The 20,142-nt window shown below is 60.1% G+C and carries 18 protein-coding genes and 1 tRNA gene; 9 read left to right on the top strand and 10 right to left on the bottom strand.

The genetic code is table 11. The features are described from left to right. From ACYASU_RS07660 to ACYASU_RS07690, 7 genes are all read right to left on the bottom strand, one after another. Positions 1-253 (bottom strand): hypothetical protein (locus ACYASU_RS07660; protein ID WP_463582446.1); only part of this gene is annotated, 253 nt, incomplete at its 3' end. A 167-nt stretch (positions 254-420) separates the two neighbouring features. Beyond that, positions 421-603 (bottom strand): hypothetical protein, encoded by a 183-nt coding sequence (locus tag ACYASU_RS07665; RefSeq protein WP_074890378.1) that lies wholly within the window; start codon positions 601-603, stop codon positions 421-423. Positions 604-786: 183 nt separating this feature from the next. After that, the gene (locus ACYASU_RS07670) at positions 787-1,956 is read right to left on the bottom strand and encodes a lactonase family protein (protein WP_463582447.1); all 1,170 of its coding nucleotides are present in this window, start codon (positions 1,954-1,956) and stop codon (positions 787-789) included. Positions 1,957-2,196: 240 nt separating this feature from the next. Continuing rightward, positions 2,197-2,502: a DUF5629 family protein gene (locus ACYASU_RS07675; RefSeq protein WP_282372188.1), complete on the bottom strand. Its 306-nt coding sequence runs from the start codon at positions 2,500-2,502 to the stop codon at positions 2,197-2,199. Between the two features lie 83 nt (positions 2,503-2,585). After that, a complete protein-coding gene (locus ACYASU_RS07680; protein WP_423572652.1) occupies positions 2,586-3,911 on the bottom strand; it encodes an MFS transporter in 1,326 nt (441 codons plus the stop codon). Positions 3,912-4,127: 216 nt separating this feature from the next. Beyond that, positions 4,128-5,120 carry an AraD1 family protein gene (gene araD1, locus ACYASU_RS07685; RefSeq protein WP_463582448.1) on the bottom strand — a complete coding sequence of 331 codons (993 nt, stop codon included), beginning with the start codon at positions 5,118-5,120 and terminating at the stop codon, positions 4,128-4,130. Positions 5,121-5,171: 51 nt separating this feature from the next. After that, complete coding sequence (locus tag ACYASU_RS07690; protein WP_192171020.1) at positions 5,172-6,488, bottom strand: MFS transporter; 1,317 nt, start codon at positions 6,486-6,488, stop codon at positions 5,172-5,174. Positions 6,489-6,718: 230 nt separating this feature from the next. Between ACYASU_RS07690 and ACYASU_RS07695 the strand changes: the two genes are divergently transcribed. Both ACYASU_RS07695 and ACYASU_RS07700 read left to right on the top strand, forming a co-directional pair. After that, entirely contained in the window at positions 6,719-8,461 is a 1,743-nt protein-coding gene (locus ACYASU_RS07695; protein ID WP_346625420.1) for an IlvD/Edd family dehydratase, read from the top strand. A 409-nt stretch (positions 8,462-8,870) separates the two neighbouring features. Then, complete coding sequence (locus tag ACYASU_RS07700) at positions 8,871-9,593, top strand: FadR/GntR family transcriptional regulator (RefSeq protein WP_133773389.1); 723 nt, start codon at positions 8,871-8,873, stop codon at positions 9,591-9,593. 91 nt (positions 9,594-9,684) lie between these two features. Here the strand turns inward: ACYASU_RS07700 and ACYASU_RS07705 are convergent, their stop codons facing one another. Both ACYASU_RS07705 and ACYASU_RS07710 read right to left on the bottom strand, forming a co-directional pair. Then, complete coding sequence (locus ACYASU_RS07705; protein WP_463582449.1) at positions 9,685-10,377, bottom strand: sensor histidine kinase; 693 nt, start codon at positions 10,375-10,377, stop codon at positions 9,685-9,687. Then, positions 10,374-11,978 carry a tetratricopeptide repeat-containing response regulator gene (locus ACYASU_RS07710; RefSeq protein ID WP_192171017.1) on the bottom strand — a complete coding sequence of 535 codons (1,605 nt, stop codon included), beginning with the start codon at positions 11,976-11,978 and terminating at the stop codon, positions 10,374-10,376. The genes ACYASU_RS07705 and ACYASU_RS07710 overlap by 4 nt, the downstream gene beginning before the upstream one ends. 310 nt (positions 11,979-12,288) lie before the next feature. On the opposite strand from ACYASU_RS07710, the gene ACYASU_RS07715 reads away from it, so the two are divergent. From ACYASU_RS07715 to ACYASU_RS07730, 4 genes are all read left to right on the top strand, one after another. Then, positions 12,289-13,929, top strand: coding sequence for a methyl-accepting chemotaxis protein (locus ACYASU_RS07715; RefSeq protein ID WP_463582450.1), 1,641 nt, complete (start codon positions 12,289-12,291; stop codon positions 13,927-13,929). A 378-nt stretch (positions 13,930-14,307) separates the two neighbouring features. Then, positions 14,308-15,948, top strand: a complete 1,641-nt coding sequence (gene mqo, locus ACYASU_RS07720) for a malate dehydrogenase (quinone) (protein WP_192171015.1) — start codon at positions 14,308-14,310, stop codon at positions 15,946-15,948. Between the two features lie 205 nt (positions 15,949-16,153). Then, a complete protein-coding gene (locus tag ACYASU_RS07725) occupies positions 16,154-16,750 on the top strand; it encodes a chemotaxis protein CheB (protein WP_463582451.1) in 597 nt (198 codons plus the stop codon). Positions 16,751-16,770: 20 nt separating this feature from the next. Continuing rightward, positions 16,771-18,348, top strand: a complete 1,578-nt coding sequence (locus tag ACYASU_RS07730; protein WP_463582498.1) for a sensor domain-containing diguanylate cyclase — start codon at positions 16,771-16,773, stop codon at positions 18,346-18,348. Positions 18,349-18,431: 83 nt separating this feature from the next. Here the strand turns inward: ACYASU_RS07730 and ACYASU_RS07735 are convergent. Next, positions 18,432-18,503: transfer RNA gene (locus ACYASU_RS07735), tRNA-Arg, on the bottom strand. 286 nt (positions 18,504-18,789) lie between these two features. Between ACYASU_RS07735 and ACYASU_RS07740 the strand changes: the two genes are divergently transcribed. The 3 genes from ACYASU_RS07740 to ACYASU_RS07750 all read left to right on the top strand — a co-directional run bounded on the left by ACYASU_RS07740 (position 18,790) and on the right by ACYASU_RS07750 (position 20,051). Then, a complete protein-coding gene (locus tag ACYASU_RS07740) occupies positions 18,790-19,038 on the top strand; it encodes a hypothetical protein (protein WP_282372432.1) in 249 nt (82 codons plus the stop codon). Positions 19,039-19,112: 74 nt separating this feature from the next. Further along, the gene (locus ACYASU_RS07745; protein WP_463582452.1) at positions 19,113-19,310 is read left to right on the top strand and encodes a PA3371 family protein; all 198 of its coding nucleotides are present in this window, start codon (positions 19,113-19,115) and stop codon (positions 19,308-19,310) included. Between the two features lie 414 nt (positions 19,311-19,724). After that, entirely contained in the window at positions 19,725-20,051 is a 327-nt protein-coding gene (locus tag ACYASU_RS07750) for an Arc family DNA-binding protein (protein WP_192171010.1), read from the top strand. Positions 20,052-20,142 lie beyond the last annotated feature (91 nt).

The raw sequence follows: 20,142 nt of genomic DNA on the forward strand, positions 1-20,142 counted from the left end.
CATGCTTGGCCGCAAACTCGCTCGGATCGCGTTCTCCCTGATGAAAAATCAGAGCGAATATCAACCGAAAGGGGGGATTTTGGCTTGATGACAACCATAGAATCTCCCACATGATCGGTGTCTGCTGTCGGGAACCGGGCGTCGCCCCCTTGAATTCAAACCACAAAAAAACCCCATCGCTTATCCAGCAGACGGGGATCAAAGGGGAGGAATTCAGCGCTTTCGCGAACAAGCTCGCCGGCACTTGATGCATGGCCTGACACGCAGTGGTCAGTGGGTCGCATCAACCTGTAGAAGACGAAGTTGCTCGCGAAAGCGTTTCCGATTATCAAAGTTGCAGTTCACATCAGGTTCTTACAAATCCATTCCCCGGCAACGATACGTTCGTTAACGGGGAATGGATTCACTTCGAAATACTATTCATTGTTGAATCTTGTGATCCAGAGCGGCGTAGAAGTTGGCGCTTTGTTGCAGGTACTTCGGGGTGTAGCTCTGGGTCGAGCTGACTTTTTTGTCGGTCGCTTCAACACTCGCACTGGCAGGCAATGCAACAGTAGCGGAGATGGCGGACGCGGCGATGATGGAGAAGATATTGAAGTTCATGGTGGATACCTCGCTGTGGTGTGTCGTTTCAAGTCTTGACCGTCGTGGCCGTGGAATGAAAGTTACGCCCGAGGATGTTCTGGAAAAAATCTTTTCTGGCACTAGCCCTTATCACCTGAATTGATACAGGCCCAGAGCCCTTGAAAATCAAGGGATGGGCCTGCGTCAAAGCGTCACGGGGTGTCAGTGTGCGGTGAGGAAATGGAAGTCGGACGGCGAATCGAAGTCGACTTTCTGCACGGTGTCGCCCAGCAGACCGGTTTTCGGGTCAACGCGGACGGTCACAATCTGGTTGCTTTTCTGGTTGGCGATCAGCACGAAGTGGCCGCTCGGGTCGAAGGCGAATTCGCGAGGTTCCTTGCCTTCCACGGTGCGGCGCTGGACTTCCTTGAGCTGGCCGTTCGCGGCATCGATGCTGAACACCAGCAGCTCGTTCACTTCGCCACGGTTGGCAACGTAGAGGAACTTGCCATCCGGCGACGTGTGCAGGCCCCCGGCGGCACGGTTTTGTTGACCTTCCTTGTTGGCGAGGTCAACCAGTTGGGTCTGCTTGAACACGCCGTTGTGATAATCAAACACCGCGACCTGGGCGCTCATTTCCATCGTCAGCCAGGCGTGCTTGCCGTCTTTGCTGAAGGTCAGGTGGCGCGGACCGCTGCCCGGTGGCAGGTCGACTGAAGGCACTTTCGCCGGCTTCAGCGGCTGAGGCTGTTTGGCGTCGTAGTTGAAGACAAACATCTTGTCAGCGCCCAGGTCCATGGCGATCAGGTACTTGCCGTCGGGCGTGGGTACCGCCGCGTGAACGTGGGACGAAGCCTGACGCTCCGGATTCACCTTGCTCGCTTCGTGGGTCGTGGTCTGCACCACCGGCGCCAGTTTGCCGTCCTTGCCGACCGGCACCACCGCCAGCACGCCACCCGGTTGCGGGTGGACGGCGTAGTTGGCGACGAAGAGGAAACGCCCGTCCAGGCTCAGGCTGGAATGGGTCGGCTCGTCGCCCTTGGTTTCGATCTGATTGAGGAACGACACCGCGTGGGTCTTGGGGTCGATAGCGTAGCTGCTGACCTTGCCGACGACGTCTTTCTGGCCCGGGCCGTTCTCGTTGACCGCGAACATATGACGCTGGTCTTTGGAGAGCGTCAGCCAGGACGGGTTGTCGCTCTTGATCACCTGATGCGGTTTGGCGTCGAGCTGGCCGGTCTGGGTGTTGAAGCCGAAGCGGTAAATGCCTTCGCTGGCGCCGGCGGTATAGGAACCGACCAGTACGTCGTAATCAGTCATGGGTTTGGCCTGAACGGAGAGCGCGGAAAGGCTGCTGGCGAGCGCTAACCACGGCAGAAGTCTGGGAGTCATTGGGCTGTTCTCTTTTTGGAGTTGTTGGCGCGCCGTGCACGCAGATGGTCACCGGCTATGACAGCGTATTGCGTAGAGTAGTTGCCGAGTGGGTGCTGTGAAACTGCGGGGACATGGCGCTTGGCGGGGCTGGATTGATTTATGGTTGGGCCGCGCGCGCCCGGGGACAGATTGATTTACGGTGAAGCGTTGTAAATAAATCAGTCCCCTCGATATTCACTGCAGTCCAATAGTGCGCGGTTATTCCTGCTCGCCCTCTTCATCGTCATCCTCGTCACTCGCCGCAATCCCTTGCAGCACGACAATGCGGTGGTCGGCGTTGCCGTCGTTGATGACCCAGCTCTGGAGCGCGGCATCGAACTCGGCGGCGTCGATCTGCGCCAGGGAGAAGCGCCAGACCTTGCGCTCGCGGCCGTCCATGCTTTCGATCTGGAGCATTTCATCGAGGGTGAATTCGAAAGCGTGCAGGCCGTCGATTTCGATCATGCTCTGGGCGGTCAGCGCGGTCTGGAGCTCAGTGCGCAGGGATTGCGGTGTGGTGGTCATGGCAGTGGTTCGCATCAGTGAAAGCGCGAATGATAGGTGAAAAGACGCCGAAGCGCTGGCCTCGGCGTCTGACGACCGCAGGGTCAGTCCTGAACCGCTTCTTTCACGTAGTAGCGCGACGGGATGCCCCAGACAATCAGCGCGATGGCCAGCACGCTGACGGCGAATAACGCGAACAGCGCGGGCGTCGCCGTGCCGGTAAGGTCCTTGATCCGACCAACCATGAACGGCGCGATGATCCCGCCCAGTTGCCCGAGGGAGTTGATGAGCGCGATGCCCGCAGCGGCAGCGATACCGGTGAGGAAGCGCGGCGGGATGGTCCAGAAGATCGGCATCCAGGCGATGATGCCAGTCATGATCATGGTCATGCCGATCATCAACGGCACCAGTTGCCCGGGAAACAACGCACAGACCAGATAGCCCGCAGCAGTCAGCGTCGCGCAGCCCGCCATGTGCCAGCGGCGCTCGCCGTGGCGGTCGGAGCTGGCGCCGATCAGCAGGTTGCCGATCACCGCGCCCACGTACGGAATCACTGTCAGCAGACCAATATTCAGGGTGTCGGTCACGCCAGCGGTTTTGATCAGCTGCGGCATCCAGAACAACAGCCCGGTCAGCGCCATGACCAGACACAGGTAAATGCCTGACATGACGTAGGTGGTCGGGTGTTTCCAGATGTCTTTGACGGTCTGCTTGACGACGGGCTGGGCCTCTTTCGCCATGCGCGCCAGCACCACCTGTTTCTCCTGATCACTGAGCCAGGTGGCGTCTTCGATGCGGTCCTTGACCAGCCAGAACACCACGGCGCCGAGCAGGATGGACGGGATGCCTTCGATCAGAAACAGCCAGCGCCAGCCGGCCAGGCCCATGACACCGTCGAAGTGACCGAGGATCAGCCCGGCAATCGGACCGCCGACGATACCGCACAGGCAAATTGAGCTCTTGAAGTAGGAGTTCACCCGCGCCCGACGTGAGCCCGGATACCACTGGGTGAAGAAGTACAGCACACCGGGGACGAAGCCGGCTTCCATCACGCCGATCAGAAAGCGCAGCGTGTAGAACCAGAATTCGGTCTGCACGAACATCATGCAGGCGGACGCGATGCCCCACGAGACCATGATCCGCGCGATCCAGATCCGCGCGCCGATCTTGTGCAGCAGCACGTTGCTCGGCACTTCGAACAGGAAGTAGCCGACGAAAAACAGGCTCGCGCCCAGGCCGTAAACGGTTTCACTGAAGCCAAGGTCGCTGGCCATCTGCAGCTTGGCAAAGCTGATGTTGACGCGGTCCAGGTAGGCAAACAGGAAACAGGCGATGAACAACGGCACGATTCGCCAGCTCACCTTGCGGTAGATGCTGTCCTCGAGGGCGTCGGCATCGAGGCGTTCCAGCGGGATGGCAGTGGCGGTCATGGGTCGCACCTCGTTTTGTTTTTATGGGTGTCGTATCGAGCGCAGCAGCCAGCCACTGTAGGAGTGAGCTTGCTCGCGATAGCGAAATTCCGGTCACCCCTTTCAGTGACTGGATCACCGCTTCGCGAGCAAGCTCACTCCTACAGGATTTCTGCAACGCGGCGAATCACCACGCATGCAGTCCTGGCCATTCAAGCGTTCCGCAAGAGCGGGACATCAAAGCTGCTTGATGCCACCCGGCTGGAAAACCGCCTCGGCCGGCGCAATGCCGTTGATCAACGGCGCGCCAAACTCATGCTGGCTGATCTCGAACTTGTCCCCCGGCTGGGTCTTGATGCCATCGGCAAATGACAGCGTCGCGGTGCCAAAGAAATGCACATGCACATCCCCCGGCCGCAGGAACTGGGCGTATTTGAAGTGGTGGTATTCGAGGTTTTCCAGGCTGTGGCACATGTTGGCCTCGCCGCTCAGGAACTCCTTCTCCCACAGCACTTGCCCGTCGCGGCGGATGCGGCTGGTACCCGCCAGGTTCTGCGGCAGATCGCCGACGCGCAGCTCCGGGCCGAACGAGCAGGCGCGCAGCTTGGAATGGGCCAGGTACAGGTAGTTCTTACGCTCCATGATGTGATCGGAGAATTCGTTGCCGATGGCGAAACCCAGGCGGTAAGGCTTGCCGTCGTGACCGATCACGTACAGGCCGCTCAGCTCAGGCTCTTCGCCGGCGTCTTCGGAGAATGGCGGCTGCGGGAACGACTCGCCCGGACGGATGGCGATGCTGCCGTCGCCCTTGTAAAACCACTCCGGCTGCACGCCTGGCTGACCGGCTGCTGGCTTGCCGCCTTCCAGGCCCCATTTGAAGATGCGCATGGTGTCGGTCATGCCCGCTTCGTCATTGCCCTGCTGGTGCATTTTGTCCCGCGCCGACGCGCTGCCCAGATGGGTCAAGCCGGTGCCGCTGACCAGCAAGTGCGCGGGATCCGGGTGATCCAGCGGCGGCAGGATCATCAGATCGGCACGCAGCTGCGAGTAATCGTGGTTATCCCCCAAGCCCAGGCTGTCAACCTGCTCGGCGAGGGAGATCTTCTTGCCGATGGCCGCCAGGGCCAGATCACGGGTGCTGGTGGCGCCCTGGATTTCGCGCACCAGCGGACCGTCCACCAGACCGACGCGACGCTGGCCATTGCCCAGCTCGAACTGTACTAAATGCATGGGGTTCTCCTGTTTGGGGTCTACACCGCCACTCCACAGAGCGGCCTGAGGTTAACGAGAGCCGCGCGCGCTGGCGGCAAATTTCGATTCGGGCAAGGCGTGCTTGCGCTCCAGAACACGGTAGACCACACCGGTCAGAATCAGGCCGCAGATCATCACGCCCGAGAGGAAGTACAAGCCGCTGGCCAGGTTGCCGGTCAGTTCTTTCAGCCAGCCGATGACGAAGGGGCCGATGTAGCCGCCCAGATTGCCCACCGAGTTGATCAGCGCAATGCCCGCTGCGGCACTGGCGCCGGCGAAGAAACGACCAGGCAAGGTCCAGAACACCGCGGTGCAGGAGAACAGCGAGAACGCCACCAGCGACAGCGCCGCCAGTTGCAACACCGGCACCGTCAGGTAAGCGCTGAGGAACAAACCGATGGCGCCGATCACGTACAGCACCGCCAGATGACCATAGCGGTCATTGAGCCGATCGGAACTGCGCGGGACGATCAACAGGCCGACGATGCCAAAGATGTACGGCACCGCAGAAATGAAGCCCGTGGTCAGGTCGCTGCCGCCAAACTGTTTGATCAGCGTCGGCAGCCACAAGCCCAGGCCATAAATGCTCAGCGTGACGGGGAGATAAAACAGCGCCAGCAGCAGAACGCGTTTGTCTTTGAGCGCATGCAAGGGGTTGCCGTGGCGGGTCTGGCCGTATTCCTCCAGGTCTTTTTTCAGCTCGCCAGCGAGCCATTGTTTCTCGACCGGATCCATCCACTTCACGTCCTTCGGGCCATCAGGCAACCAGCGCAACACCGGCAAGGTGAGCAGAATCGCCGGAGCGCCGATGCACAGGAACAGCCACTGCCAGCCGTGCAGACCGGCCACGCCTTCCATGCCGAGCAAACCGCCGGAAATCGGGCCGGTGATCATCATCGCGATGGGTTGGGAAAGGATGAACAGGCCGAGGATCTTGCCGCGATGGCGGACCGGAAACCATTGGGTGATGTAGTACAGAACGCCGGGGAAGAAGCCCGCCTCGGCCGCGCCGAGCAGAAAGCGCATGACATAGAAGCTGGTCGGGCCCTGGACGAAGGCCATGCCCATGGTGATCGCGCCCCAGGTGAGCATGATCCGCGCGAACCAGCGCCGCGCGCCAAAGCGTTCGAGCATCAGGTTGCTGGGGATTTCCAACAGGAAGTAGCCAATGAAGAACAGGCCGGCGCCCATGCCATAGGCCGCGTCACCGATGCCGACGTCCGCGCCCATGTGCAGCTTGGCGAAGCCGACGGCGGAGCGATCCACATAAGCGATCAGGTAGAGCAGGATCAGAAAGGGAATGAGTTTCAGGGTGATGCGACGAATAAGCCTGAGTTCCTGGCTCATGGATGCGGTCCTCATTGTTTTTGTTATGGAAGCCTGCGGGGATCGCCTCTGCCTTCGTGTGCGCATTGCTGCGGATGAAGCCGGCGGGGTCGTCCCTCGGTTGAGATCGACTATATAGTATTACTATTTAAGACTACAACTCTTCCACTCGCGACATTTTCGGCCTATTTTAGTCAGCACCTGCAGCCTTTAGTCTTACAAATAAAGCCTAACAATAAGAGTGCCGATTTATGTCTGATTCCGCCAAGAAACCCGTGCTGCGCTCCGCCCAGTGGTTCGGTACCGCCGACAAGAACGGCTTCATGTACCGCAGCTGGATGAAGAACCAGGGCATCGCCGACCATCAGTTCCAGGGCAAGCCGATCATCGGCATCTGCAACACCTGGTCCGAACTCACCCCCTGCAACGCCCACTTCCGCACCATCGCCGAACACGTCAAACGCGGCGTGATCGAAGCCGGTGGTTTCCCGGTTGAATTTCCGGTCTTCTCCAACGGCGAATCGAACCTGCGGCCGACCGCCATGCTGACCCGCAACCTGGCGAGCATGGACGTTGAAGAGGCCATTCGCGGCAATCCCATCGACGGCGTGGTGCTGCTGACCGGTTGCGACAAGACCACCCCTGCCCTGTTGATGGGCGCTGCCAGCTGTGACATCCCGGCCATCGTCGTCACCGGCGGGCCGATGCTCAACGGCAAGCACAAGGGCAAGGACATCGGCGCCGGCACCATCGTCTGGCAGATGCACGAATCCTATAAAGCCGGACAGATCAGCCTCGACGAATTTCTCTCTGCCGAATCCGGCATGTCGCGCTCGGCCGGTACCTGCAACACCATGGGCACCGCTTCGACCATGGCGTGCATGGCCGAAGCGCTGGGTACGTCGCTGCCGCACAACGCGGCGATTCCTGCCGTCGATTCACGCCGTTACGTCCTGGCGCACATGTCCGGCATGCGGGCGGTGCAAATGGTCAACGAAGACCTGCGGCTGTCGAAAATCCTGACCCGCGAAGCGTTCGAAAACGCCATTCGCGTCAACGCGGCCATCGGTGGTTCGACCAACGCGGTGATCCACCTCAAGGCCATCGCCGGTCGCATCGGCGTGGACCTGGAACTGGACGACTGGACCCGCATCGGTCGCGGCACGCCGACGCTGGTGGACCTGCAGCCTTCCGGGCGCTTCTTGATGGAAGAGTTCTACTACGCTGGCGGCCTGCCTGCGGTGTTGCGTCGTCTGGGCGAGAACAACCTGATTCCCCACCCCGACGCCTTGACCGCCAACGGCAAGACGCTGTGGGAAAACGTGCAGAATTCGCCGATCTATGGCGACGACGAAGTGATCCGCGCCATCGACAATCCGCTGGTGGCCGATGGCGGTATCTGCGTGCTGCGCGGCAACCTTGCACCGCTGGGTGCGGTGCTCAAACCGTCCGCTGCCACGCCTGCGCTGATGAAGCACCGGGGTCGCGCGGTGGTGTTCGAGAACTTCGACATGTACAAGGCGCGCATCAACGATCCGGATCTGGACGTGGATGCCAGCAGCATTCTGGTGATGAAGAACTGCGGGCCGAAGGGTTATCCGGGCATGGCCGAAGTTGGGAACATGGGTCTGCCGGCCAAGCTGCTGGCCCAGGGCGTAACCGACATGGTGCGGATTTCCGATGCGCGCATGAGCGGCACGGCGTATGGGACTGTGGTTTTGCACGTGGCGCCCGAAGCAGCAGCGGGTGGTCCGTTGGCGGTGGTGCAGGAGGGGGATTTCATCGAGCTGGATTGCGCAACCGGCCGCCTGCACCTGGACATCCCGGAAGCGGAACTGGCCGCGCGTCTGGCTGACTGGCAAGCACCGCCACAGCTGTTGATTGGCGGATACCGTCAGCTGTACATCGATCATGTGATGCAAGCGGATCAGGGTTGCGACTTCGACTTCCTGGTCGGCATGCGCGGCTCGGAAGTGCCACGACACTCTCATTGATTGAAAGCCATTGATTGAACGCGCCACGCCGCCGGACCTGCGGCAGCGACCGGGGTGGCGCTCCACCTTGCTCGCGAATGCTGACTTCCAGCCGCTAGATGTCCAGCGGCTGGACTGGCGTCTTCGTGAGCAAGCTCACTCCCACAGGTCCTCGGCATGGCTCGAAATCTCAAGTCACCCACGGTCTCGTGGGAGCGAGGTTGCTCGCGAATACTGATTTTCCGCCACTAAAGATGCGGTGGCTGGACTGACTCTTTCGCGAGCAGGCTCGCTCCCACAGGATCTGCGTCAGTCGCGGGAATCCAGTTTGTTCAGCCGCAACCAATCCGGGTCATTTCGAGCGGCGCGTCTCTTTGTCCGCCAATGCTATGATGCGCCGCATTCACCGCTCAGGATTGCCCCGCGCCCCATGGATTACCGTAAGCCCTCCGACCGTAAAAGCATGCACTCGCGCATTGTCCAGGACATCGGCATGCAGATTGTCTCGGGCCGCTTCAAGCCCGATGACAAACTCCCCGCCGAAGCCCTGCTCTGCGAAGAATATGCCGTCAGTCGTCCTGTGCTGCGCGAAGCCACGCGGGTGTTGGTCGCCAAAGGGCTGGTGTATTCCCGGCCACGGGTGGGCACGGTGGTCAAGCCGCGCCGCGAATGGCACATCCTTGATCCGGACGTGCTGCACTGGCTGATGCAAAGCTCGCCGCAGAACGAGTTTTTCGCCCTGCTCACCAGCGTGCGCAGCATCATCGAACCGGCGGCCGCCGCCCTCGCCGCGCAACACGCCACCCCCGAAGACATCACCGCCATCGGCGAGGCCTACGAGCGCATGGCCGCCGCGCCGACCGTTGAAGACGTGCTGCAACCGGACCTCGATTTCCACAGCCGCATCGCCGACGCGACCCACAACGACTTGCTCGCGCACTTGTGCAACATGCTCTCGCTGGCCTTGCGCGAGGCGTTGAAGCATTCCAACAAACGCCCGAACCTGCACGAGCTGGCATTGCCCCGCCATCGTGCGATCCTCACCGCCATCGAAAATCGCGATGCGCTGGGCGCCCATCACGCCACGCTGGTGCAACTGGACGATGCGCGCAACGCGCTGAATGTGGTGCTGGGGCAAGGCGTGAAGTTGTAGCCCCGTGAAAACGAATAAGGGCGTCTTGCTGAGCTCGACAGCAGATCAAAGGCTTCCCGGCTGAAGCCGGTCCTACTGACTGCACACAGTCTCAGGGCAGATAAATGCTGAACAGCCCGCCGCCCAGCTCGCCGCCGTTGGCGATTTCGATGTGGCCATGGACGCCTTTGCGCTGATGCTGTCTGGCGATGTTCGCCGCGAAATACAACCCCAACCCAGTGCTCCCGCTGTTCTGGTTGATGCCCAGCACGTAATCGGTCTGTTCCTCGATCATGCGTAGCGGAAACCCCGGTCCGTCGTCGTTGATGCTGATCACCAGTTGCTCGCCGACCTGCCCTGCCGTAATCAACACTTCACTGCGCGCAAAGCGAATGGCGTTGATGACCACGTTGGACACCACTGAACCGATCAGCTCGCGATCAAAGAAGCCCGGCAGACCGAAGTCGTTTACCGCATAGCGCGCCGTGATGCCACGACTGACGAGCACTTCCTGATGGAACGCCAGCTGCGCTTCGATGAAGTCATCCAGCTCGTGATAATCGGGGCGCATCGGCAGCTGGTTCACCCCCAGCTTGTAGAGCCCGAGCAGCTGCACCAGCATGCCATTGAGGTGGGCGAACTCGTAATCGATGACGCCTTGATCCGGCGTACCACGACAGGCCTCCGGGAGCTGCTTGACCCATTGGCCGTGGGCCTGGATCAACGACCCCAGCGCGTTCTTCATGTCGTGAACGGTGGACGCAATCACCATCGAGAAGTCGAGCCCGAGATCCTGATCTTTCATTCGCCGAAAGCCCTGAGTCGCAGTTTCTGGAAACGCTCGAAGCGCGGGTCTGTCTCCGGCATCTTGCCGACCATCTTGAGACTGCTCTGGCATTCCGCCAGGCTCGCCGCGTCGAGATTCTGGACGCCCATGTGCAGCAATGACTGCGCCATGTTCAGGGCGATACTGATGTTCTTCGGTTGCAGGGCCAGGCCCTGGCGGAACAGGTCCTGCGCCTCGCCGAGCTTGCCGGCGCGGTAGCAGCGAATGCCCTGAATATTGAAATCGATGGCCGCTTTGCCGGCGCCGAGAATCTCGGGATCGTCGGTCTGCCTGGCGATGTTCTGCATCACCACTGGATCGTCGCCATAGATTTCGGCACAGCTTTTCAGAATGCCCGCGCCAGCGTCTTCCTGACCGAGCGCCTTGAGCTGCGAAGCCACCGCCAGCGCCGCATCGGCGCTGAGAAACTGCTCCATGCCCTCAAGCCGTTCCATTGCCTGCTCGGTCAGTTTGGCGGCCATTTCCGGATCGGAGGATGCGACGCTGGTGGCCTTCATCAAACGCGCGCGCACTTGCAGGCCAGCGTCGTTGCCGTTTTCCTTGGCGACTTCGGTGAGGGTCTGGTTGATCTCGATGCGGGTGCGGGCATCCAGCCCGCGCTCGCCGCCACGGCTGATCAGTGCCTGAGCAAAACCGAGGTTGGTTTCCGGGTCCTTGAAGCGGGAGAACTGGCCTTGGGAAACGGCCTGACGGTAGGCCTTTGAAGCGCCGTCGAAGTCCTCGTTTTCCAGCGCCAGCTTGCCCAGCAGACGCTGACGGCGCACAGCATACGGCGATAACCGCACCGCCTCTTCCAGCATCTTCTGCGCACGCTTGTTGTCGCCGCTGGCCACCAACACGTCGGCCAGCCCGTCGTAGAGCACCGGCATGGCATTGAAGGCGCGAATCGCTTCTTCGTACACGCCCTGCGCTTCAGCGTTGCGCCCGCGCTTGAACAGCAGCTTGCCCAGCGCCACATATGCCCAGGGTTGCGGGCGGTCGGCGAGGATCGACTTGAGAAAGGCCTCGAGCGGCTCGTGCTGATTGAGGTCACGCAGTGCATCGGCTTTGTAGCGCAGGCACAGCGGCGCAAAACGTGGGTCCTGCTTGGTCAGCGCAGCACAGGCCGTCAACACTTCGGTCGGATTGCCACGGTCAAGCGCTTGCAGGATCGGCTTGAGCAGGGTTTTGCGCTGGACGATCTTCTCCAGACGCTGAGCCAGGCTCGCACGGTTGAACGGCTTGGTCAGGTACGCATCCGGCTCCCACTCCAGCGCGCTCATCACCATCGCCTGGCTGTTCTCGGCAGTGACCATGACGAACACGCTTTCGTGGCTGATCAGTCGATCGGACATCAGGTCTTCGAGCACCTGCTGGCCGTTCTTCTTGCCGTCACCCAGATTGAAGTCGTGGAGGATGAAGTCGTAGCGCTTCTGCGCGCACATCTTCAGCGCCTCCTCGCCGGTGTCGGCAGTGTCCACCGCCTTGACGCCCAACTCGCGCAGCATCGAGCGGACCGAACTGCGGAAGTCGGAAAAATCGTCGACGATCAGAAAGGTTTTTTGGTTCCACGCCAGCATCGAGATTCCTGTCACCGGATAAATAGTCGGCCCTGAGGCACTTGCAAGGGCGGCGGTCTCGTTCCCGGTCTGGGCAGAGAGGGCCAATAAAGTTGCGGCATGACGCCACTTGTCCGAGTTATCGGCGGCAGCAGGACAAAGCTTAGGCACGCCATGCGGGAAAAAATCACGCCCTCGCGCCGTGTTGACGGGGCATCGATGCCAAAGGAGGCATACGCAAACGGGTAAAGTCCTTGGGTGTGCAGCCGATATCCAGTCATGCAACGCGTACCCAACCAGCCGCAACCCTATCCCCGTCCGAGTGCACTCCATGTCCTGGCTGACCGACCTGAAATTGAAGACCAAGCTCCTTTCGGCTTTCTGTCTGTGTGCGATGATCACCGTGGTGGTGGGTGTACTGGGGCAGAGTGGTATTTCCCGGCTGTATGAACTGTTTGAAAATACGGTGAGCGACAATCTGGTGTCGATCGCCAAGGTCGATTCAGTGAAGGCCAACGTCATCGCCACCAACCGCGACTTTTTCAAAGCCATCGGACTGAGCGTACTCAAGGCCAACCCGGACGACATCAACGCAGCCATCCAGTCCCTAAAGGAAAACCAGGCCCAGGCCGAGACCGACTTCAGGACCTACCGCGCCACGCCACTTGATCCGGATGAAAAAGCCGCAGGCGATGACTTCGAACGCGACTGGGCCGCTTACATCAGCGCCGCCCTCAATGCGCTGTCTGTGGCGCAGAGTGGCGACCTTGAGCAAGCCAGCAAATTGGCCGCCACCAGCGTAACGCCTAGCTATCGCAAGACCATGGGCGAGCTGAAAATCATGATTGAATCCAACCTGCGCCAGGCCAACGAACAGGCCCAGCAAGGCATCGAAACGGACAAGCAGGTGACGTGGATTCTGATCATCGGTTCGTTGATCGCGGTGGTGTGCGCCATTGCGTTGGGGCTGATCGTCACCCGCATGATCACCCGGCCGATCTATCAATCCGTGGCCAGCGCCACCCGAGTGGCGGGCGGTGATCTGAGCCAGGCCATCGCGGTCGGCGGTCAGGACGAAACCGGCCAGTTGCTCAAGGCGCTGTCTAACATGCAGGGCAGCCTGAAGGGCACGGTTCAGCAAATCGCCACCGCTTCGGATCAATTGGCGTCCGCCGCTGAAGAACTGACCATGGTGACCGACGACAGCACCCGCGGGCTGATGCGTCAGAACGATGAAATCCAGCAAGCCGCCACGGCCGTCAACGAGATGACCGCCGCGGTGGAAGAAGTGGCGCGCAACGCCGCGAGCGCTTCGCAGGTGTCTGCGCAGACCTCCGAAGATGCCATCAAGGGCCAGCAACAAGTGCAGCAGGCTGTCACCGCGATGAACACCATGACCGTGGAAATCACCGAATCGACCCAACGCGTCGAAGCGCTGGCCGGGCAGATCCGCGACATCACCAAAGTCCTCGACGTGATCCGCGGGATCGCCGAGCAGACCAACCTGCTGGCGCTCAACGCCGCTATCGAAGCGGCCCGCGCCGGCGAGCAAGGCCGTGGTTTTGCGGTGGTGGCGGACGAAGTACGTGCCCTCGCCCACCGCACTCAAACCTCCACCGGCGAAATCGAATCGATGATCACCAAGGTGCGCAATGGCGCCGACGAAGCCGTGCAGGCCATGGGCAAAAGCCAGGCGATCGCCGTGCATACCCAGTCACTGGCCACCGAAGCCGGCCACGCACTGGAACGCATCAGCGAAGGCGTCAGCCAGATGAACGAACGCAACCTGGTGATCGCCAGCGCAGCGGAGGAGCAGGCGCAAGTGGCCCGCGAAGTGGACCGCAACCTGGTGAACATCCAGGACCTGTCGACCCAAACCGCAGCCGGCGCCAATCAGACCAGCGCGTCGAGTCAGGCGTTGTCGCGGCTGGCCGTTTCCTTCCACTCCATGGTGGGCAAATTCACCCTTTAAACGGCTCGGCTTTTCGGCGCCCGGCCAGCCAATCGCCACCCTGAGACAAAATGGCGTATTGACTAATTTGACACCCGATTTGTCGAAAATGACATTTCGGGTACAATCCCCGCCCGCCGCAGGGGATGGACCTGATGACCAGGTCCTGCGGTGGATGATGTTTACTCAAGCTGCTGATTCCAATGATCGAATAAAAAGCACAGCACCGAGGGACATAGAACACGAGGTCGACCTTTTCACTGGCCTTTTGACCCTTCCTCCTCGTTTTCCGAGAGCGAAGCCTGTCTGACGTTCGCGCCGCACACTGGCGCCCGGCATCGCAGGACGTTGCGCGACGATTGCTGCAGGCGGATAACTTTCTATCTATTGGATGATTCGATGTTCAAGAAAACGAGCACCGCTCTACTGGGCCTCGCGATTTCGGCCACCTTCCTGCAAGCCCATGCCGCAGAAAGCAAGAAAGTCGATGTACTGCTGATCGGCGGCGGCATCATGAGTTCGACCCTGGGCGTCTGGCTCAATGAACTCGAGCCGAGCTGGTCGATGGAAATGGTCGAGCGACTCGACGCCGTCGCCGAAGAAAGCTCCAACGGCTGGAACAACGCCGGCACCGGTCACTCCGGCCTCGCCGAGCTGAACTACACGCCTGAAGACAAAGACGGCAAGGTCAACATCTCCAAAGCCATCGAGATCAACGAAGCCTTCCAGGTCACCCGTCAGTTCCTGTCCTGGCAGGTCCGCCAGAACGTCCTGAAGAACCCGCCTTCGTTCATCAACACCACACCGCACATGAGCTTCGTGTGGGGCGATGACAACATCAAATTCCTGAAAAAGCGTTATGACGCGCTGCAAGCCAGCCCGCTGTTCCGCCCGATGCAGTATTCCGAAGACCCGGCACAGATCGCCAAGTGGGTCCCGCTGATGATGGAAGGCCGTGATCCTTCGCAGAAGCTGGCGACCACCTGGACGCCGATCGGCACCGACGTCAACTGGGGTGAAGTCACCCGCCAGTACGTGTCGTACCTGCAGACCCGCCCGAACTTCGATTTGAAGCTGTCCAGCGAAGTCAACGACATCACCCGCAACGACGACGGCTCGTGGCACGTTGAATACAAGAACCTGAAAGACGGCACCACCACCGGTACCGACGCCAAGTTCCTGTTCATCGGTGCAGGCGGCGGCGCATTGAAGCTGCTGCAGAAATCCGGCATTCCCGAAGCTCAGGACTACGCAGGCTTCCCGGTTGGTGGTTCGTTCCTGGTCACCGAGAACCCGACCGTTGCCATGCAGCACATGGCCAAGGCCTACGGCATCGCCTCCACCGGCGCGCCGCCCATGTCGGTTCCGCACTTGGACACCCGCGTGCTGGACGGCAAGCGCGTGATCCTGTTTGGCCCGTTTGCGACCTTCTCCACCAAGTTCCTGAAAGAAGGTTCGTACTTCGACCTGTTCAGCAGCATGACCACCCACAACTTCTGGCCAATGACCAAAGTGGGCGTTGAGCAGTACCCGCTGGTGGAGTACCTCGCCGGTCAGTTGATGCTGTCCGACGACGACCGCTTCAAAGCGCTGCAGGAATACTTCCCGCACGCCAAGAAAGAAGACTGGCGCCTGTGGCAAGCCGGTCAGCGCGTGCAGATCATCAAGCGTGATGCCGACAAGGGCGGCGTGCTGAAACTGGGCACCGAAGTCGTTTCTTCTCAGGACGGCACCATCGCTGCCCTGCTGGGCGCATCGCCAGGCGCGTCGACCGCTGCACCGATCATGCTCAACGTCCTGGAAAAGCTGTTCAAGACCCAGCTCGCGACGCCTGAGTGGCAAGCGAAGGTCCATCAGATCGTGCCGAGCTATGGCACCAAGCTGAATGACTCGCCAGCCGCTGTTCAGCAAGAGTGGAACTACACCGCCGAAGTGCTGCAACTGGGCAAACCGCCAGTGCTCGATCAGAGCGTCGGCACCAGCACTGCCGCGCCGGGCAAGCCTGCTGAAAGCAAGCCCGCCAGCGACATGGCGCTGTAACAACGCCTGACCGGTTTGCATCTACTCTGATGCGGCTGTTCACGAAAGCCACGAGACTGCGCATCTCGTGGCTTTTTTATTGCCTGTTGAACAGCCCACGGCCGCCCGACGCACGTTGTGACGTTCATCAGCGCTTGAAGACGTGAAAATGAACGGCAAGCGCTTGCGCTGTGTCCATCCTATGGAACCATTCAGGAAGAAAGGTATGGACGCTGAAAACACGCAAGTGATGAGGGATGTCATCGTGATCGGTGGTGCGCAAGGCGCCACGGAAGCCCTGCGGCACCTGCTCGTCAAGCTACCGAAGGATTTTCCGGCTGCCGTGCTCATCGTGATTCACACGAACCCGACAGGTCCGGACTACATGGCGTCGGTGCTCGGTCGCTACTCGACGCTGCCTGTCGGCTACGGCAAAGAAGGCGAGCCGGTACTGCCTGGCCGTGTGTACCTGGCACCTCCTGACCGGCATCTGGAGATCGTCTCCCCCGGGATCATTCATCTAGACGACGGCCCCAAGCTGCACCTCGCACGTCCTGCCGCCGATCGCCTGTTCGCCACAGCTGCCGACGTATTTCGCGAGCGGGTGATCTGCCTCGTGCTGTCTGGCGGCGACTCCGATGGTGCGGATGGCGCGGTAGAGGTCAGGAACGCCGGCGGGTTGAGTTTCGTGCAGCGTCCCGAGGAAGCGCCCGTGCCCAGCATGCCGATCGAGACGATGCGCAAAACCGTGTTGAGCCCTCAACTGAGCGCGGAAGAAATGGCAGACGCGCTGATCAAAGCGGTCGGCAGCGTCCACAGCTGACTATCAGGAGGCCAATGAGCATGCCAGGAGGCGAACAGCATCCACCGCCGTCAGGCGCCTTCGATCTATTGGACTTGGGCCCGGGGCGCAACACGGCCGTCTTTCGCCTCACCCTCGCATTCATGATTCTGGTGCTGCTGACGTTCGTATCGGTTGAGGGGTGGCGCGCGTGGCGCGATTACAACCACGCCTACGACTTCGCCCGGGACTCGGTCACCAACCTGGCCCGTGCCACAGCCCAGCACGCGGAGGACGCCATCAGGCAGGTCGACATCCTGACCTACGCCATCGGTGAGCGTGTCGAGGGCGATGGTCTGGCCAATATCGACGTTCCACGTATCCACGCCCTGATGATGCAGCAATCCAGACTCATGCCTCAGCTTCACGGGTTGTTCATCTACGGCGCCGACGGGCGATGGATCGTGACCGATAAAGACGTGACCCCGGACACCGCAAACAACGCAGACCGGGACTACTTCAACTATCACCGCACCCATACCGATCAAAGCGTGCGCATCAGCAACGTGGTCAAGAGCCGCTCCACCGGCGAGTTGATCATCCCCGTCTCCCGCCGGCTGAACAATCCTGATGGCTCGTTCGCGGGCGTGCTGCTGGGGACTATCAAGCTCAGCTACTTCATGGATTATTACGGCGACTTCAAGATTGATGATCGCGGCGCGCTGGTGCTGGCGATGCGGGACGGCACGATCCTGGTCAGGCGTCCGTTCATGGATTCCGTGGTGGGGCAAAGCCTGGCCGACAGCGAGATCTTCAAACGCTACCTGCCGACCGCCAATGAAGGGACTGTGGAGATCAAAGCCGTGGTGGACGGCACGTACCGGTTGTACGGCTTTCGTGCGCTGTCGAGTTATCCGCTGGTGGTCGCAGCCGGGCTGTCGAGAGAATCCTTCGTCGGGCCGTGGCGTCATGACCTGCTCAAGTCCGGACTCGTGCTGTTGGTCCTGATCGCCGGGTTTATCGGATTTGCCTACATCGTCCTCACGCAGTTGCGCGGCCGCATGGCCATGGAGAGCGAGATTCGCCTCGCTCATCAGGCGGTCAAAGACATGGCGCTGACCGATAGCCTGACCCGACTGGGCAACCGGCGGCGACTCGACATGGCGCTCAACAGCGAGATCGGCCGCGCAAAACGACAGCGTTACCCGCTCGCCTTGATCATGCTCGACATCGATTACTTCAAACGCTTCAACGACCGCTACGGCCATGCGGCAGGTGACGACTGTCTCCAGCAGGTCGCCCAGGCCATCAGCGGGGTGTTGAAACGCCCTGCCGACCTCGCCGTCCGCTACGGTGGCGAGGAATTCACCGTGCTGCTTCCGGACACCGACATTCAGGGCGCGGGCCTTCTCGCCGAGGACATTCTGCAAGCCATTCGGGGGCTCGCGCTGGCGCACGCCGATCACCCCGAGCAGATTGTCACTGCAAGTGCCGGCGTCACAGCCAGGTTCCCTGCGATGGAAGACACGACGCCTGCCGGCATGATCAAAGCAGCGGATGCCTATCTTTATTACGCGAAAAATAATGGTCGCAATCGGTGGTACGCGGATCAGCACACTCAAGCGAGCGCGCGCGCATAAACGAGGGAGTGTTCGAACGGCCGGGGGACCGAGAGGTTTTATGTGAGAGATGACGTGCTGAAGCGGGAGGAGTAGATCAGATATGTCCCCTGCAGGAATCGAACCTGCATCTAGCCCTTAGGAGGGGCTCGTTCTATCCGTTGAACTAAGAGGACACCAAAACAGACGGCGTGCATCTTAACGACAAGGCGCTGGCTTGTCATGTCGTCATTATCAACAGACGCCGTAGGATGCTGCCTGCCAGTCACATCAGAGGGCTATCGTGCAGAATGCAAGGGCGGCCATGGGCCATATTGCAAATCGCAACCCTACAATCCCTAAAATGCGATCTATGCTATTGGTTTATAAGGGATTTATCCGCCATAGAGATTGGCACGCAGACTGCACTAGTTTCTTTCGCGAATCCCCCCTCTGAACGCCGTCCCAGCGAAGGTACCCGAGATGAACATGACACTGTCCCTGCTCAACGCTGCCGCGCTTGTCGCATTGGTCGCCTTTCATTTTCAGGGTGATGGCAGCCAGTCAGAGGCGGTGAAATCAGAGACCGTCGCCGTCCAGGCTCAGCCTCATTACCTCCTGCAACAGACCCCGCGGTTCGCAGCCATGCCAAGCCAAGGCACAGAAGCCATTCTGGCCCATGACAATGAAGAAGCCGTGCCGGTTATCCGTTCGGAACGCTGGGTGTTTTGACCAGCAGTCACTGTCAGCCATTCCAACGGCTCCGACCCGCCCTCTGTCAGAGAGCACCCCATTAGAGAGCAGCTATGTCCAAAGCAGCAATTTCGTTCCTGATCCTGTCCCTGATGGCTATCGCCGCAGATCAGCTCATGGATCCGTCAATGGAAACCCTGAGCACCTTGGCTAAAACAGCTGCCGGGGTTTTCGCCAGCCTGTTCGTGGCGGCGCTGTTCGTGGGCCGCCGTATCAAGTTTGATCCGGTATTACGCCAGGCCAAGCCCTGAGCGCTCGCTGATCTGGAGCCAAGGCAATCGCCGTCTCTCCGGCAGCTTTCCTGAAGCGTGAGCTGCCTCGAAGCATTCGACCCTTCGTCTCTTTCTTGACTGGCCCCTCGTATTATCCCCACTCTCCCACTACGCTGGAGACAGATAGCCATCACGGCGTCGTCCAGCGCTGCCGGGATGTTCATTATCCACTTTGCAAACCAGAACGCATTTCGGATAATTGGTGCTGGCTAAAAGCCTTTATCTAGTTCAATATTTGTCACACATTTGACGCCAAGGATCCGACGTATTGATGCAGGATGGCGGTCCTTTATGCGGGTGGTTGAACATTTCAGCTAAAAGACAGTCAGAGCATGACATCTCGCGGCCTAATGCAAGAACCGCCTCTCTCTTTGAACTAATTCGGTTAAATATATGAGCCCTATGAAACAGGCCAATTATTCCAGTCGCACAGCTGACAAGTTCGTAGTTCGTCTACCGGAAGGCATGCGCGAGCGTATTGCGGACGTTGCCAAACATCATCATCGCAGCATGAACTCGGAAATTATTGCGCGTCTTGAGCAGAGTCTGATTCAGGAAGGTTCACTGGGTGACGAGCCAAGTCTGCGCCTGGACAGCCCTGAGCTTTCGCTTCACGAACGCGAGCTGCTGCAGCGCTTCCGTCAGTTGGCTCACCGCCAGCAGAACGCACTGGTTTCCCTGATTGCACACGACACTAGCCTGGCAAACGACGACAAATAAGTCGTTTAAACCAGAGACTTGAAAGCCAGCGCTCTGCTGGCTTTTTTGTGCCTGAAATTAATGCCGCCGGTGTTTCGCGCCCATTAAAAAA

Source organism: Pseudomonas sp. HP_12, assembly GCF_055283955.1.